The sequence below is a fragment of the Archangium sp. genome (assembly GCF_057119385.1).
In genome coordinates this window covers 1-13,738 of sequence record NZ_DBNGVP010000221.1, presented here as the reverse complement: position 1 = coordinate 13,738, position 13,738 = coordinate 1, and the positions used below count along the sequence as shown (strand labels likewise).

10 protein-coding genes and 1 pseudogene are annotated in these 13,738 nt (G+C 69.5%); 6 read left to right on the top strand and 5 right to left on the bottom strand.

Annotation, left to right across the window (positions count from 1 at the left end):
• Window positions 1-84 precede the first annotated feature (84 nt).
• Window positions 85-3,207: a poly(A) polymerase gene (locus tag AC16DP_RS49880; protein ID WP_329729418.1), complete on the top strand. Its 3,123-nt coding sequence runs from the start codon at window positions 85-87 to the stop codon at window positions 3,205-3,207.
• Window positions 3,208-3,212: 5 nt separating this feature from the next.
• On the opposite strand, the gene fliB is transcribed toward AC16DP_RS49880, so the two are convergent.
• The 4 genes and pseudogenes from fliB to AC16DP_RS49860 all read right to left on the bottom strand — a co-directional run bounded on the left by fliB (window position 3,213) and on the right by AC16DP_RS49860 (window position 8,428).
• A complete protein-coding gene (gene fliB, locus AC16DP_RS49875; protein WP_329729417.1) occupies window positions 3,213-4,454 on the bottom strand; it encodes a flagellin lysine-N-methylase in 1,242 nt (413 codons plus the stop codon).
• A gap of 313 nt (window positions 4,455-4,767) precedes the next feature.
• A complete protein-coding gene (locus AC16DP_RS49870; protein WP_414640724.1) occupies window positions 4,768-5,124 on the bottom strand; it encodes a DUF2019 domain-containing protein in 357 nt (118 codons plus the stop codon).
• Window positions 5,118-6,562 (bottom strand): annotated as a pseudogene (sitA5, locus tag AC16DP_RS49865) (SitA5 family polymorphic toxin). Before sitA5 ends, AC16DP_RS49870 begins: the two are co-directional and overlap by 7 nt.
• Window positions 6,563-6,730: 168 nt before the next feature.
• Window positions 6,731-8,428 carry a S8 family serine peptidase gene (locus AC16DP_RS49860; protein ID WP_329729415.1) on the bottom strand — a complete coding sequence of 566 codons (1,698 nt, stop codon included), beginning with the start codon at window positions 8,426-8,428 and terminating at the stop codon, window positions 6,731-6,733.
• A 160-nt stretch (window positions 8,429-8,588) separates the two neighbouring features.
• On the opposite strand from AC16DP_RS49860, the gene AC16DP_RS49855 reads away from it, so the two are divergent.
• Entirely contained in the window at window positions 8,589-9,038 is a 450-nt protein-coding gene (locus AC16DP_RS49855; protein WP_329729414.1) for an inorganic diphosphatase, read from the top strand.
• On the opposite strand, the gene AC16DP_RS49850 is transcribed toward AC16DP_RS49855, so the two are convergent.
• Window positions 9,019-10,734 carry a DUF885 domain-containing protein gene (locus AC16DP_RS49850; RefSeq protein WP_329729413.1) on the bottom strand — a complete coding sequence of 572 codons (1,716 nt, stop codon included), beginning with the start codon at window positions 10,732-10,734 and terminating at the stop codon, window positions 9,019-9,021. The two genes, AC16DP_RS49855 and AC16DP_RS49850, sit on opposite strands and share 20 nt — an antisense overlap.
• A gap of 217 nt (window positions 10,735-10,951) precedes the next feature.
• On the opposite strand from AC16DP_RS49850, the gene AC16DP_RS49845 reads away from it, so the two are divergent.
• The 4 genes from AC16DP_RS49845 (at window position 10,952) to AC16DP_RS49830 (ending at window position 13,630) form a co-directional block, all read left to right on the top strand.
• Window positions 10,952-11,407: an SRPBCC family protein gene (locus AC16DP_RS49845; protein ID WP_329729412.1), complete on the top strand. Its 456-nt coding sequence runs from the start codon at window positions 10,952-10,954 to the stop codon at window positions 11,405-11,407.
• 655 nt (window positions 11,408-12,062) lie between these two features.
• Window positions 12,063-12,473 carry a hypothetical protein gene (locus AC16DP_RS49840; protein ID WP_329729411.1) on the top strand — a complete coding sequence of 137 codons (411 nt, stop codon included), beginning with the start codon at window positions 12,063-12,065 and terminating at the stop codon, window positions 12,471-12,473.
• A 77-nt stretch (window positions 12,474-12,550) separates the two neighbouring features.
• Window positions 12,551-13,135: an imm11 family protein gene (locus AC16DP_RS49835; RefSeq protein ID WP_329729410.1), complete on the top strand. Its 585-nt coding sequence runs from the start codon at window positions 12,551-12,553 to the stop codon at window positions 13,133-13,135.
• A 6-nt stretch (window positions 13,136-13,141) separates the two neighbouring features.
• Window positions 13,142-13,630 (top strand): hypothetical protein, encoded by a 489-nt coding sequence (locus tag AC16DP_RS49830; protein ID WP_329729409.1) that lies wholly within the window; start codon window positions 13,142-13,144, stop codon window positions 13,628-13,630.
• Window positions 13,631-13,738 lie beyond the last annotated feature (108 nt).

The window sequence follows — 13,738 nt, the reverse complement described above, 5'->3', positions numbered from 1 at the left end:
TGGCTGGATGTCAGGACCGGCGAGGGCAGGGCGTCGGGTGGGGCGCGTGGGAGCCTTTTTCCCGCTGACGCGAGGGTTGCTTCCATGTCTCAGGACAGATTCCAGACCAGCCGCGAGGTGTACCACCGCATCCGGTGGGACCCCCGGCTCGACGCGCGCGAGTTCGTCATCGGCTACGACGCGCATGGCGAAACCATGGAGGAGATGCCCTTCGGGGCGTTCGCTCCCGATGGGGAAATTCCCTGGCACCGCGTCTGGTACTTCAAACGCGGTCACGAGAGGGTGTGGGACCGACGGGAACGCATCGACCGGCTGTCCTCCCTCACCTTCAAGGACTCGGAGCCGATTGCTCCTGTGCCTCCACCGCCGCCCGCTGCCACCAGCGAGGCGGCTCCCCGCTTCACGCCGCTGCCGGTCCATCGCTACGACGCGCGAGTCAATGCCTGGGTCGAAGCGGAACAGCCTGCCGCCATCGACGCCCGGTCCGCTCCCGCGGAGCTCACGGTCGCTACGTTCAACGTCCTGTTCGACCTGTACGACCCGGAGTTGCTCGCCACGCACCGGCGCACCGCCGCGACGATCTCCCTGCTGCGCTCGGTCGATGCCGACGTCATCGCCCTGCAGGAGGTCACCGCGCCCTTCCTCCAAGCGTTGCTCGAGAAGCAGTGGGTGCGTGAGCACTACTTCGTCTCGGACGGACCGGAGGCCTCCACCGTCGAGCCCTATGGGCAGGTTCTTCTCTCCCGGTATCCGTTCGCCTCGCTGAGCCAGTGCGTCTTCTCCCGTGACAAGCGCATCATCGCGGGGGAGCTCGCACTCCCGGGGGGCTCGCTCTGGGTGGTCACGCCGCACCTCACGAGCGACCGCGACCCCGTGAGAGCCAAGGCGCGCGCGGTCCAGGTCCAGGCGCTCCTCGAGTGGGCCCGCTCTCTCGGAGACGAGGGACACGCGCCGCCCGACATCGCGCTCGTGGGTGATTTCAACTTCGGCGACGGCGCCCCCGAGGTCCAGGACTTCGCGAGGGCGGGCTTCGTCGATGCCTGGTCGGCGCTGCGGCCCGGTGACGCGGGGTACACGTTCGATCCCTCCCGCAACACGCTCGCCGCGCTCACGACCACCTCCGGTCAGCGCAAGCGCCTCGACCGCGTGCTCGTGCGCTCGGCCTCCGGACGGCTCGTCCCGCACGAGGTGGAGCTCTTCGCCGAGGCGCCGCTCTCGGGCCCTCCGGGTCCTGGAGGCGATGCGCTCTTCGCGTCGGACCACTTCGGGCTGAGCTGCGTGCTGAAACGTAACGCCGCCTCCGCCCAGGCTCCGGCTCCCGCGCTCCCCAGGGCCACGCCTCGGCCGATGACGGTGCCGCTCGTCCGCCAGTCGTGTCTGGTGCTCGTCCCTCCCGAGGAGGTGTGGGCTCCCATCCAGGCCCTGCGTGCGGTGCATGACTCGAAGTTCGAGCGCTGGATGCCCCACGTGACGCTGCTCTTCCCCTTCGTACCCGAGGACTCCTTCGGCGAGGCGGAAGCGCTCATCACGGAGGCGCTCCGGGGCATCGAGCCCTTCGAGGTGGTGCTCTCGGGCTTCGGGTATTTCGAGCACAACAGCGATGTGACGGCCTGGCTCCGTCCGGAGGCTCGTCCGCACGGTGCACTCGAGGCCCTGCACGCCGCGCTCGTGAAGGTGTTCCCCAAAGGAGAGTCGAGGGGCCGTGAGCCCGAGTTCGACTTCACTCCGCACCTGACCGTCGGGCAGCTCCCGCGTGCTCCGGCCGCCACCATCCGGCGCACGTTGGCCTCCTGGGAGCGGGATTGGCGCCCGATTCGCTTCGAGGTGAGCGACGTGTGCCTCACCAGCAAGCGCGGCGATGGCCCGTTCGAAATCCGCCGGCGCGTGCCGCTCGGTGGAAGGCCTCGCCCCTCCAGGAATGTCCGTTCCTCCTCCGAGGAGAAGGACGTGCTCCGCGACGTGTTGTCTGCTCGCGGGGTGTGTCCCTCCGCCGAGACCCGGCAAGTGCGTCAGGCGGTGGTGGGCAGGCTCGCGGCCCTGTGTGCCCGGGTTGGCGCGGAGCTCCTCCCGTATGGCTCGTACCTGCTCGGTACGGACAACGCCGGGAGTGACGTGGATGCGGTGGCGGTCGGGCCCGCGAGCCTCTCCCGCGAGGACTTTGCCCACGCTCTCACCCGGCTCGTGGCAGAGCAGGGGGGACCCGCAGCCGCGCGCTTCGTGGCCGATGCCGCGCTCCCCCTGGTGAAGCTGTCTCTCGAGGGGGTGCACTTCGACGTGTCCTACGCGCGCCGGCCCGAGGGTGTGGAGCCCTGTCCTCCGACGGAGCTGTTGACGCGGTACGGCGAGCGGCTGGATGCCCCGGGCTTCCGCTCGCTCAACGGGTGGAGGGATACGCAGGCACTGCTCGACTGCGTGGGGCACGAAGGCGCGGGCGCCGAGCGCTTCCGCACCGTGCTTCGCGCCGTGCGCTCCTGGGCGAAGGCGCGAGGGGTGTACTCGCACGCGTTGGGCTACCTGGGCGGATTGTCGTGGTCGGTGCTGGTGGCCTGGGCGTGTACGCACGCGCCTCGCGAGGCCACCCGCTCGGACAGCGGGCTGCTCGCGTACTTCTTCGAGACGTTCTCCGCCTGGCAGTGGCCCCGGCCCGTGACGCTGACCTCCGAGACGGCGGGTTACCGCGCCAGCGACCGGAGGGACCTCATGCCGGTGGTGGCTCCCGCGCTGCCGCCGCGCAACACCGCGCGCAACGTGTCGCGCTCGACGCTCCAGGTGCTGCGTGACGAGCTCTCCCGGGCGCGCGAGGTGGTGCGGCGGGCTCGGGCCGAGGGAACGGAGGCGTCCTGGGCCGCGCTGTTCGAGCCGGTGGACCTCGAGACGGAGCTGCCCGTGCGGCTCCGGGTCTCCGTCGAGGCGCCTTCAACCGAGTCGCGCGAGATGGCCTCGGGCTGGGTGCTCGGGCATCTCACGGCGCTGGTGTACCGGCTGGAAGCGGACCGCGGGCTCTTCGCGCGACCCTTCCCGAACACGGCGCCCGAGGGTCCCTTCTTCATCGGCCTCGCCTCGCGAGACCCGGGGGGACACGAGGCCCTGTCGCCGCGTCCCGGAAGCGCGCTCGCTCGGACGATGGACGAGTTCCGTGCGTCCTTCCAGGAGTGGAGCCACCGGCCTCCTGGGGCGGCGCTCGCCCTCGAGCTCGTCCCGCGCTGAGCCGCTCAGAACGTCGCGAAGACGAGCACCTTGCCCAGGGTGTCCGCGCCGCGTCCCGGGCCCACGAGGCCCTCGGCGAGCGCCAGGAAGTCCGGCGCCTGTTCCACGTGCTTCGCCACGAGCTGGAACGTCTCCACCGCCGCCCGGTCCAACTGCTCCCGGGAGCCGGCGGTGGGAGAGGGCTCCTGGCACAGCTCCGCCACCCGGGGATGGCCCACGAGCGTCAGGCGGAGCAGCCCCACCCGCAGGGCCAGGCGGAACACGTACGCGAGCAGGCTCGGCGCGTCGATGAGCGGGCTGCGCCAGACATAGTGCGCGGCGTAGTTGTCGAAGTACTGGTGCACCCGCGCGCCGTGCAGGGCCTCCAGGTGACGCCACCGCTCGGCGTAGGTGCGCCACGCCGCGTCCAGGTCTCCCGGTGCCCCTTCCTGGAGCCCGAGCGATTCGAGGACGCTCCGGGCCAGGGTGGAGAAGCGCTCGCCCCGGCCCGCCGCCATCCGCGCCCTCAGCACCGAGCTGAACAGGCCCACGCACGGGCCTCCCGGAAGCGCCAGCCCCGAGAAGTCCCGGTGTACCGCCTCCAGCACGTCCGGTGATTCGAAGTGTTGGAGCACCTCGCCCCGGCCGTCCAGCCCTTGCGCCAGATGCCCGAGCATCGCGAGCCGCGAGGGCAGGGGATACTCGCGCCGGTGCAGCAGCCGCAGCAGCGCCTCGCGCACCGTCTCGGCGTGGCGGGCCCAGGCGTCCTCCGCGTCGAGGGCGATGTGTCTCGCCGTCTCCGGCCGCGGAACGTGCGAGGCCTCGAGCGGCGTGGGCACGGGCTCCACCGCGTCCTCCTCCAGCAGGCACAGGCGCGCCACCTCCGGGCAGGCCAGCGTCCCCGAGACCTCGATCCGCTCGCCCCACCGGGTGACGACGCGCGGAAAGGTGGCGCAGATGTCCGGCAGCACCGCGTCCCCATGGCGGCGCTGGAGCGAGCAGAGCCGCTCCGAGTCCAGCAGGGGGCAGTGCCCATCCGGGCGCATCTGGATGAACGCGTGCTCCGTGGAGGCGCCTCCGGGATTCGGAGTGATGCACTGGCGCAGGCGCTCCGACTCCACCGCGCTGCCCGCCACCGCCGCCCGCATCCGCGCCCACTGCGGCTCGCTCACTGGCACCCGCAGGCCCGTGCAGCAGGTGTCCTCGCAGCGCTCCGCGATGCAGCGGAAGCGCGTCATGTAGCGCAGCAGGGTGGGCTCGGTGGGCATGGGAGTCGGGGAGATTCGCCCGGCCATTATCGTGGAAGACGCATGGCGCATTCCAGACAGGCGTCAACGGTACCCCCTTCTGAGCGGGCCCGTTGTTCAACCCGTGGCTCACGGTGTGGGCCACGGACTCCCACGTCGACACACGCGCGCGGGCTCGCATCAGAGCCCCGTGATGCCGTCCGTTCCGCGCCTCAAGCGAATCAGCATCGTCCTGGGCATCTCGTCCGACGCGCTGATGGGCGTGAGCCCCTCTCGAATTGCAGCCACGGTGGATGAGGCTCCCCCCGAGGGGAACGTCTCCCCTGAATTGGTGCTAATCGACATCCAGGCTCCAGGTGCCCTCTTCCCAATACTTCAAAACCCGTGTTGCCAGAAACGGGACCATGCCTTTCCCCTTGGCTGCTTCCTCGAGGACGGGCCTGGCCTGCTCCGGTCTATCACTGAGCAGACAGGCTGCCGCGTTGACCCGAACGTCCATACGCGGATGCGTCAACAGGCCCGCGAGCGCATCCCGCCCCGCCTCGCCGTGGTCGCGTAGCTTCTTGTAAGCGGCGATGTAGCGCTTCGCATACTTGTTCCCGCCCTTTCGGTCGCCGCGCATGATCGCGTCAGTCTGCGCGGCTACGTTCTGGGCGAAGTCCTCGGCGATGCTCCCCAGATCCATCACCATACCCCATTCTTGATGTTTTCAATTGCTAGCAAGGCAAACTCCCGCTGCGCTTCGTAGGATTGAGTGCTGAGCCATCGTCTCACCGTCAGGCGTGAGGACTTGGTGGCCATCCACTGAATCGACGAATAGAAGGCGCTCACCTCGTCGTGCAGCGATTTGTCTAGAGCAATGATATTCTCGGTGTTGTGGATGGCCTCACCGCCAAATCGCTTGACGTTTCCCTTTGTCTGCTCAACGAGGTGGTGCCACTCCTTGCCTTTGCCCGCTGGCCCCATGGCCGACTTGAAGCCATTGAACGACCCCCACGCCCTGTGTCCGTTGGGGAGGAGCTTACCCCGAGTGGGCGCGGGACTCCCAGCGCCAACGCCTCGAGAGGCCATGGCCACGACATGAGGCGCCACCACCATTCGGAGCGTCTCCTCGGGCATGGAGACAATGAGGCGCTCGGCTTCGGTTGCTGTCTCCAGCAGGCCCAAACCGGTACCGGCTGCGACTCTCTCCGACGCTTGCGCGAATCCGGGGAGTTTGGGGGCCTTGGATGCAAGGGCGGCAGTTTCACCTATCGCCGCCGTCCCGACTATCACGAGAATCCGCACGCTGTTGGGACCGATGACACGCCCGAAACGCTCCCCAATCTCGCGCAACTCCGCAAAGGAAGAGGCCCGGGGTGCGTCTTCGTAAAGCCGCGCATAGGCCCGCAGCAGATCGAAGAATTCATAACCGAGATAACCCCAGAGTGCGGCGCTAAACACCAGGGCCGCGCCTTTTGTTATTGGCTCGGGTACTGGCGCCAACAATAGCGCCATGTAAGCCGTAATACTGATGCTGATCATCGCGAGCATTCGCGTAGGGTCGAGCATGGCCCCCACTTCCGCTTTGACTCCTTCCAGGGCAGGGCCCACCGCCAGGGCAAGCGCAAGGCTGCGCTTGTCGTCATCCTGGAAGCCGGGCCCGTCTTCAAACAGCGTCAGACAGTCTCCCGGGGTGCCGCATCGCTCGCAGTGGTGCCCATACGAGCGGGCCAGGTCTGATTGCCACGCTTCACCGCTCAGGGGGTGGAAGCCAACGCCAATCTACGGCCGACATATAACGGGGGGCGGGAGGTGGCCACCCGCAGCGGGGTTTCCAGCCAAAGCGTTGCCATGGCAGCCGAAAACTCCGCGTCACTCACCCGCACTGGCGCGAAGTCCGTGGGAAGCTTACTGAAAATAGCCTCTCTCGCGCTCCCGTCGTCGGCTTCCAATTCCAACTCCAACTCCCACGACTCGGGCGAGTCGTGCGGCACGGGCGAAGGGTAACGGGAATCCGTCAACCCTCCACCCATGGGAGCCCCCGTGGCGCATGCTGTCACCAGCATCAACACCGCCAGGGCCAGCGCGCCCACGCGCAAGGGCCGCCGCGTGTCCACGCGGCGGGTATCAACAGAATGCCTCGACATTGCCGCACCTCTCCGGGCGGGCCGCCCCCGGGTTGGAAGCCAAACCCGCCTATTACAGGGAGTGGCTGACGGTCAGGTCAAGCCGTTGGGTCTGGTGAGGTGCTGGACGCCCATCGCGCTGCCTTTGGGCTGGATGTGACGCTGGTGCGCGCCCCTGTCCGCTCTCCGTCACGGCAGCTGCTGGAGCGCGTCGAGCGCCGCCTTGGCCTGCACCAGCCCGTAGCCGTAGCGCGCGTCGTGGCCCGTGTCGCCCAGGTCCTTCGCGGTGCGCTCCAGCAGCGTGCGCACCTGGGCCGCCGTCAGCTCCGGGCGCGCGCTCCACACGAGCGCCGCCACGGCCGACACATGCGGCGCGGCCATCGAGGTGCCAGGGAACTCGGCGTAGTCCACGCCCCGCAGGTTCACGTGCACCGGCTGGCCCATGTGGTTGAGCACGGCCGCTCGCGACTCGCGGCCCACCGCCAGCGACGGCACCCACGGGAGCCCCGGTCCGTCCAGGAACTTCATCCAGGGCTCGTTCTCGGAGTAGTCGGTGCCGAAGATGATGGCCTTCGCGCCCTGCTTCATCACGTTCTGCGCGGCGCGCGAGGCCCTCGTGTCCGCGGTCAGCCGCACGTAGGCCACGAAGCCCTCGCACGAGACATTCGAGCCCTTGCAGTTGTAGGACTCGCCCTGGCCGCAGTCGACGAGCGGCCCCGTGTATTCCCCCGGTGGCGAGAACAAGAGCGAGCGGGAGGTGTACTCCGTCCCCTCCGCGTCGAGCGACGACACGGTGGCCCCCTGCATGCTGATGGAGGAGAGCACGTCCACTCCGGGCGCCACCAGGCTCAGCCCGCTTCCCCGGTTGGAGAAGGTGGCCACCTCCTCGTTCTTGTCCACCGCGCCCACGGCCAGCACGGACGGGTAGGCCGCCGGGTAGCTCAGGGGTGATTCGTGGTCCGGGGTGCTGTCGTTGCCCGATGCCGCCACGAGCAGCATCCCCTTGTCCTGCGCGGCCTGGAAGGCCTCTCGCGCCGTCTTGCCCAGGTCCGTGGAGGCCCCGAGCGACAGCGAGGCGATGCGGGCGTTGTTCTGCGCGCACCACTCGAGCGCGGAGAGCACCGCGCCGATGCTGGCCGTCTCGTGCACGTTGAGCACCCGGGCGATCAGCAGCTCCACGCCGGGCGCCACGCCCACCATGCCGCCCCGGCTCATGCCCGCCAGGGTCGTGCCTCCCGAGGAGAGCTGCGCCGCGATGATTCCCGCCACGTGCGTGCCGTGGCCGATGCCCCTCACGCCGTCCGTCTCGTCGCTCGGGTCGTCGTCGTTGTCCACGAAGTCGTAGCCGCCCGCGTAGGGGATGGTCAGCTCGGGGTGCCGCCGGTCCAGGCCGCTGTCGATGACGCACACCCGGATGCCCTCGCCCACGGGCGCTCCCGTGTCGAGCACGCCGTCCTCGTTGGCGTCCCACACCTTCGGCGCCTGCACCATGCGCACCGAGCTGGTGTACTCATCCACGGAGCCCGCCGTCGCCGTGGGCAGGCGCAGGGCCTCGAGCTGCACGTCCGGCTCGATGCGCTCCACGTCTGGATCCGCGGCGAGCCGGGCCCGCTCCTCGGGCGTCAGGCGCGCGGCCACCGCCGGGACGGAGTGGTACTGCGCCGTCACCTGGCCGCCCAGGCGCCGCACCGCGGCCGCGCTCACCCGCGAGCCCGAGCGGTAGCGCACCAGGAAGGACTCGCGGCCATCGTTCGTCTCGGGCCGGGTGGGGAGGGCGCCCGCCTGCACGTCCCCGCACGCGGTCTTCTGCAACTTCGAGACGTCCTCCTCGCCCGTACACGCCGCCAGGGCCAGAAGCCCGAGAAATGCCCACCCCCGCCTCATCATCGCCCTCCTTTGCCGCTTCGGGGTGAGGTGGGCAGGGGCGGGGCCCGCGGCCAGGGGAACCTGGATTTTCCCGTGCCACGGAGTGACCGGGTGCACAGAGTCCGGTCCACGACGTTGGTTGCAGGACGGGCGGTCCGCCCCGTCGTGCTACACAGCGCGGGTGGCCGACTTCTCCCTCCCTCCGGAGCTCCCGCGCGAGCCGGAAGTGCTCATCGAGTCCCCCCGCTTCTCCGTGGTGAAGCGGCGCGCGGACGGGGGCGTGGACTTCATCTCCCCGCTGCCGTGTCCCTACAACTACGGCTGCATTCCGGGGCTGGGCTCGGGGGATGGAGATCCGCTGGACGTGGTGGTGCTCGGCCCGCGGCTGCGCCGGGGCGAGCGGCTGCGTGTGCCGGTGGTGGGGGTGATCGCCTTCCTCGACGCGGGCTGCGCGGACCCCAAGGTCATCTGCAGTGCCCGGCCCCTGCGGCCGGTGGACCGGGTGGGCCTGGAGACCTTCTTCCGCGTCTATGCCCTCTTCAAGCGGGTGCTGCACTTCGCGCGGGGCAGGCGGGGCGCGGACACGCGCTTCCTGGGCTGGCTCCCGGACGTCACGCCTCCGTCAGCATGAAGCGCCGCAGGAGCGCGGGGGCCACCGGGCCGAACGAGAAGAGCTCGTCGTGGAAGCGGGCCTCGTCGAAGCGGCTGCCTCGCTCGCGCCGGCAGTCCTCCTCCAGCCGCTCGAAGTCGAGCGCGCCCAGCAGGTAGGTGATGGCCTGCAGGGGAATGCGCTTGTAGCGGAGCACCTCGCGGCGCGCGTTGGGCTCCGGCATGCAGGCGTGGTGCACGAGGTAGCGCACGGCGGCCTCGTCCGTCATGCGCCCGGTGTGCAGGCCGATGTCCACCACCACGCGCACGGCGCGCAGGGCCCGGGCCACGAGCGCGGTGAGGGCCTCGGCGGCGGTGTAGAAGCCCGCGCGCCGCATCCGCTCCTCGGCGTAGGTGGCGTAGCCCTCGATGTTGAGCATGGGCCCGAAGTGGCCGCGCGCCATGGCCACGTGGTCCGTCACCAGGAGGAAGCGCACGGGCGCGGGGTGCCCGGAGAAGGCGCGCTGCCAGGCGATGCTCTGGAGGAAGTGGCCGGGGATGCCCTCGTGCACCGCCAGCAGCGTGGCCCAGACGATGGGATGCTCCGCCGCCATGGGCGCCAGCACGAACCAGCCCACCTTGCGCGGATCCAACAGCGGCGCCGGCCAGTTGGTGCCCCGCACGTCCACCATGCCCGGGGGGAGCGGCTTGAGGCCCAGCCGGAGGCCCTCGGGCACGTTGAACAGCTCCCGCTCGTGGATGAACTGCTCGGCGCGCGCGATGAGCTCCCGGTACAGGGGGATGACGTCCTCGTCCCGCTCCGGGTGCTCCGTCTCCAGTCCGAGCAGCAGGGCCCGGGCTTCTCCCAGGTTGGAGAGGGTGGACGGGGCGCCGGGGAGCTCGCGGGCGAGCGGGCCGGAGAGCTGGAGGATGGATTCCCGGGCCCGCTCCAGCACGTCCTCGGCCTGGCGCACCAGCTCCTCGGGCGAGGCGGTGAGGCCGAACATGTGCCGCAGCCGCCACTGGTACTCGTCCGCGCCGAGCACCACGGGCGTATGCGTGTGCGGCAGGACGTGCTCGCGGAGGAACTGGCGGTGGGCGGCGAAGGCCCGCTGCGCCTCGCGGGACGCCTGCTGGAGCTGCCGCGCCTCCGCGGGGGAGAGCGTCACCTGGTGCGCGCCGGGCAGGGCGGGGAGGTGCTCGAAGTAGCGCTCGATGACGGGGAGGTGGTCCTCCGCGAAGTCGTGGACGATGTGCGGGTCCGGGGGCTCCCGGGTGGCGAGCCCCTCGGCGAGCAGCTGCTCCTGCTGCTGGAGGAAGGTGGGGATGCGCGCGGCCCGGCTGGCGATGGCGGACCAGTCTTCGGACGACTCGGCCTGGCCGATCTGGTACTGCAACATGGTGTGCGGATAGGTCGACAGCTCGACATTGCGCCGGTGGCCGCGCAGCTCCTCGTAGGTGTGGACGTGGAAGCGGGTGACGTCGAGCATCGCCCATCGGTCGAGCTGGGCCTCGGGAGGGAGCTCCCCGGGGTCGAGGTGCTCGAGCCGTGCGAGGACCTCGCGGTGGAAGGCGTACTCGTCGCCCAGCGCGGAAGGGGAGAGGTCCTTCAGCCGGTCATCCAGGTGGTGCAGCCCGAGCGTGGTGGCCTCCTCGGGCTGCGTCTCGAGGTAGCGCTCGAAGAACGAGGCTCGGAGCCGCAGGAAGGTCTCGAGAGCGGGCGAGGAGGCCTTGTTCATGGCCCCTGAAGTTAGTCATCGCGCCGGGGGCGGGTGGACTGTTGGCCCATGGACGGTCCGGGAGCCGTTGCATGCTCCCCGGGCGGTGCGCGCCGGTCCACGAGCGCCTGGATGCACACCATGCGAGGAGGCCACCTGGCGTGGCGCTCGGACAGGACACGGCGGACGGCCCATCTTTCCGGGGGCTCGGATCCGCTCGGGGAGGCAGGCAGGCGAGATGGTCGAACTGGAGCAGAGCGTGCTCATCCGGCGTCCTCTGGACGAGGTCTTCGCGCTGGCGAGTGATCCGAAGAACGACCCGGACTGGAGCGCGGTGGTCGAGCAGGTGGAGGCGACGGGGCCGCTGGGAGCCGGGGTCCACCTCATCCAGCGGGTGCACCTGCTCGGCCGGCGCGCGCACGTGCCCGTCGAGGTGCTCGAGTACCTGCCTCCCACGCGCGTGGTGCTCCGGGCGAGCATCCCGCACATCCAGGTGGTGGGCTGGCGCCTGTTCGAGCCGGCGCCGGACGGGACGCGCGTGACGTTCCGCACGCAGGCCCGGCTCAGTGGCCTGTTCACCCTCACCACGCCGATCTTCGTCCGCACCGCGAGGAAGCACCTGGAGGAGGACCTCGGGCAGTTGCGGCGGCTGCTGGAGTCCGCGTCCTTCTCGCAGCCGCTCCAGGTGACGTGAGGTTCAGGTCCGGCGCGGAAGCCCGAGCTTGTCCAGCCTCCGACAACCATCTCCATCGTCCCCGGGCTATTAAAGGATTCAGGTTCGTCATCCCGCCGCATCCCGTGTGGTCCCGTCCTGTTCCACCCCATTCCGCAGGCTCCTGCGACATACGTGCAACAGGCAGAGCCGAAGCCACGAGGGGCCGGGCCATGCGACGAGCGGAACGAGCACAAGTTGCACCGCTCTCAACGGGCACGGGGGCTCTGAATGGTAAGGGAATAGCCGTCACAATGCCCTGTGCTCTTCAATGAACGAGATGAGCGAAGCCAGCTTGAAAGCACTGCCCTTGATGGCTCCTCTATGGCTGGAAGCCCGCAGGCGCGAATGAGGCCCCCTGGCCGCCACGGAGGCGCTTCGCCAACGTGGGCGCGCCGCGCACCTTCTTGAGGAGAATGCTCTTCGGCCTACCGCCGGGATGAGCGGTGGTGGCGCCCGTGCTGGGCGAGTTCACCAGCTCACTGGCCAAGGACGAATGGCAGAGCCGCCTCGCTTCGCTGGTGCAACTACGCGCGGCGCAGCCGGAGGCGCAGCTCGGAGGGATGTGAGAGGCGCGGCGTCGATTCCGGTAGCGGCATTCGTGTAGCATAGGCTGCTCGAACCGGAGGACGCGCAGATGCGAGTGGTTGCTGTGGGGATGTGCTCCAGCCTCGGTCCCACGACGACCGCCTGCGCCGCCTTCCGCGCGGGCATCGTCCGGTCGAAGCCCTCCGAGTCGGTGACCACCTTCGCTCCTGGCGACGATAAGCCGCAGCCGGTCTTCGTCCGCGAGGTGCTGGGGTCGACCTTCGGCTTCTCGGGTGAAGGCAGGCTCGTGGCGATTGCGATGGAGGCGCTGGAAGACCTGCGCACGTATGTGTCGCTGGAGGACCTGGGCCGCAAGGCAGGCATCTTCCTGTCCCTGCCCGACTTCTCGGATGGCTCGGGGCCCGCGGAGCTGGCGGCGGCGGCTGGGACGGCGCGTGCTGGGACGGGCGCTAGAGGGACTCGGCGTGTCCTGGCCGGAAGATCGATGGAGGTTCTTTAGCGGCGGCTCCGCGGGCTTCGCGCTCGCGCTGGAGTCCGCCCGGCAGGCGATGGAGCGCCGTGACTTCGAGAGAACCTGTGAGCTTCTCGCTACTTTGTGACCGAAACGACGGCGCCCTGCTCGATGCCTACCCGCAGGGCGGCCCTGAAGGATGGCGCTACCTGGTGTCCCAACGCCTGGCAGCCGAGTACCCCTCCGACGGCCTCAGCATGGGCTTCTCGCCCAACTACCCGGACCGGCGGAAGCTCTATGACTTCATGGACAGCATCCTGGACATCCGTATTGTCTCCGGCCGGGTGCGACGCATCATCCTGGAGCTGACGCCACAGGACGTGGAGTTCCTCCCCGTCACTCTCGTGGACCATCAGAAGGACGTCGTGTCTCGCGACTACTTCATCATGAACGTCGTCGCAGACCGGGACGTCATCGACCTTGAGCGCTCCACTGTCCGGATGAGCCATATCCTCAAGGACAACATCAGCCGTGTGTCGGAGCTGATACTCAAGGAAGACCTTCCGCCCGAGGGCCCGAAGGTCTTCCGGCCGCAACACCTGCGCAGCTACACGATGGTGGACCCGGCCGTCCAAGCCGCCCTGACCGCCGCGAAGCTGACAGGGGTGAAGTTCCTCCCCGCCAACGGCTGGAACGGCAAGTACCGCTGAGGACACATGGACATCGACTTCCATCAACTGCGGGAGAATGCGGGAGCGGCGGCGCCGGTCCTCATCTCGCACATTGACCCGGATGGGGAACGGGACCGGCTGGTGGAGGAGGTGCGTGAGCTGTGCCGCTGCTTCGTCAACATCGCGGCGGCCACGCTCCTGCTGGAGGGCCGTCCGCAGCCGTTCTTCCTCAACCTCTGCCGGGCTGCGGAGAACTGGCGCCGCCTCCTCCTCCACCTGGAGCGGCGCAACCTGCCGCCACCGCCCGCATCGTGGGGGCTCGTCCCCCTGTCCGGCGTGGTGGCCGCGGGACAGTGGGAGCTCGCCTCCCAGGTGGTGGAGCGGATGACGAAGTCCTGGCAGAAGGACACGGGGGAGTACGCGGCGGAGTTCGCCTGGGCCTCCGCACTGGCCGGGCTGGTGCTGCACGCGACGCGCGGTGAAGACCCCACTCCGAGGCTTCAGGAGCGTAAGCGTCCGATCCAGCCCAGGTAGTGCAGGTGCTCGAGGAGCCGCAGAGTGCGCGGCGCGATGACGACGAGCACAGCGACGACGAAGGCGGAGCCAGCGTGGTTGGAAGCAGCACGGCGGCCCCGGTGGACA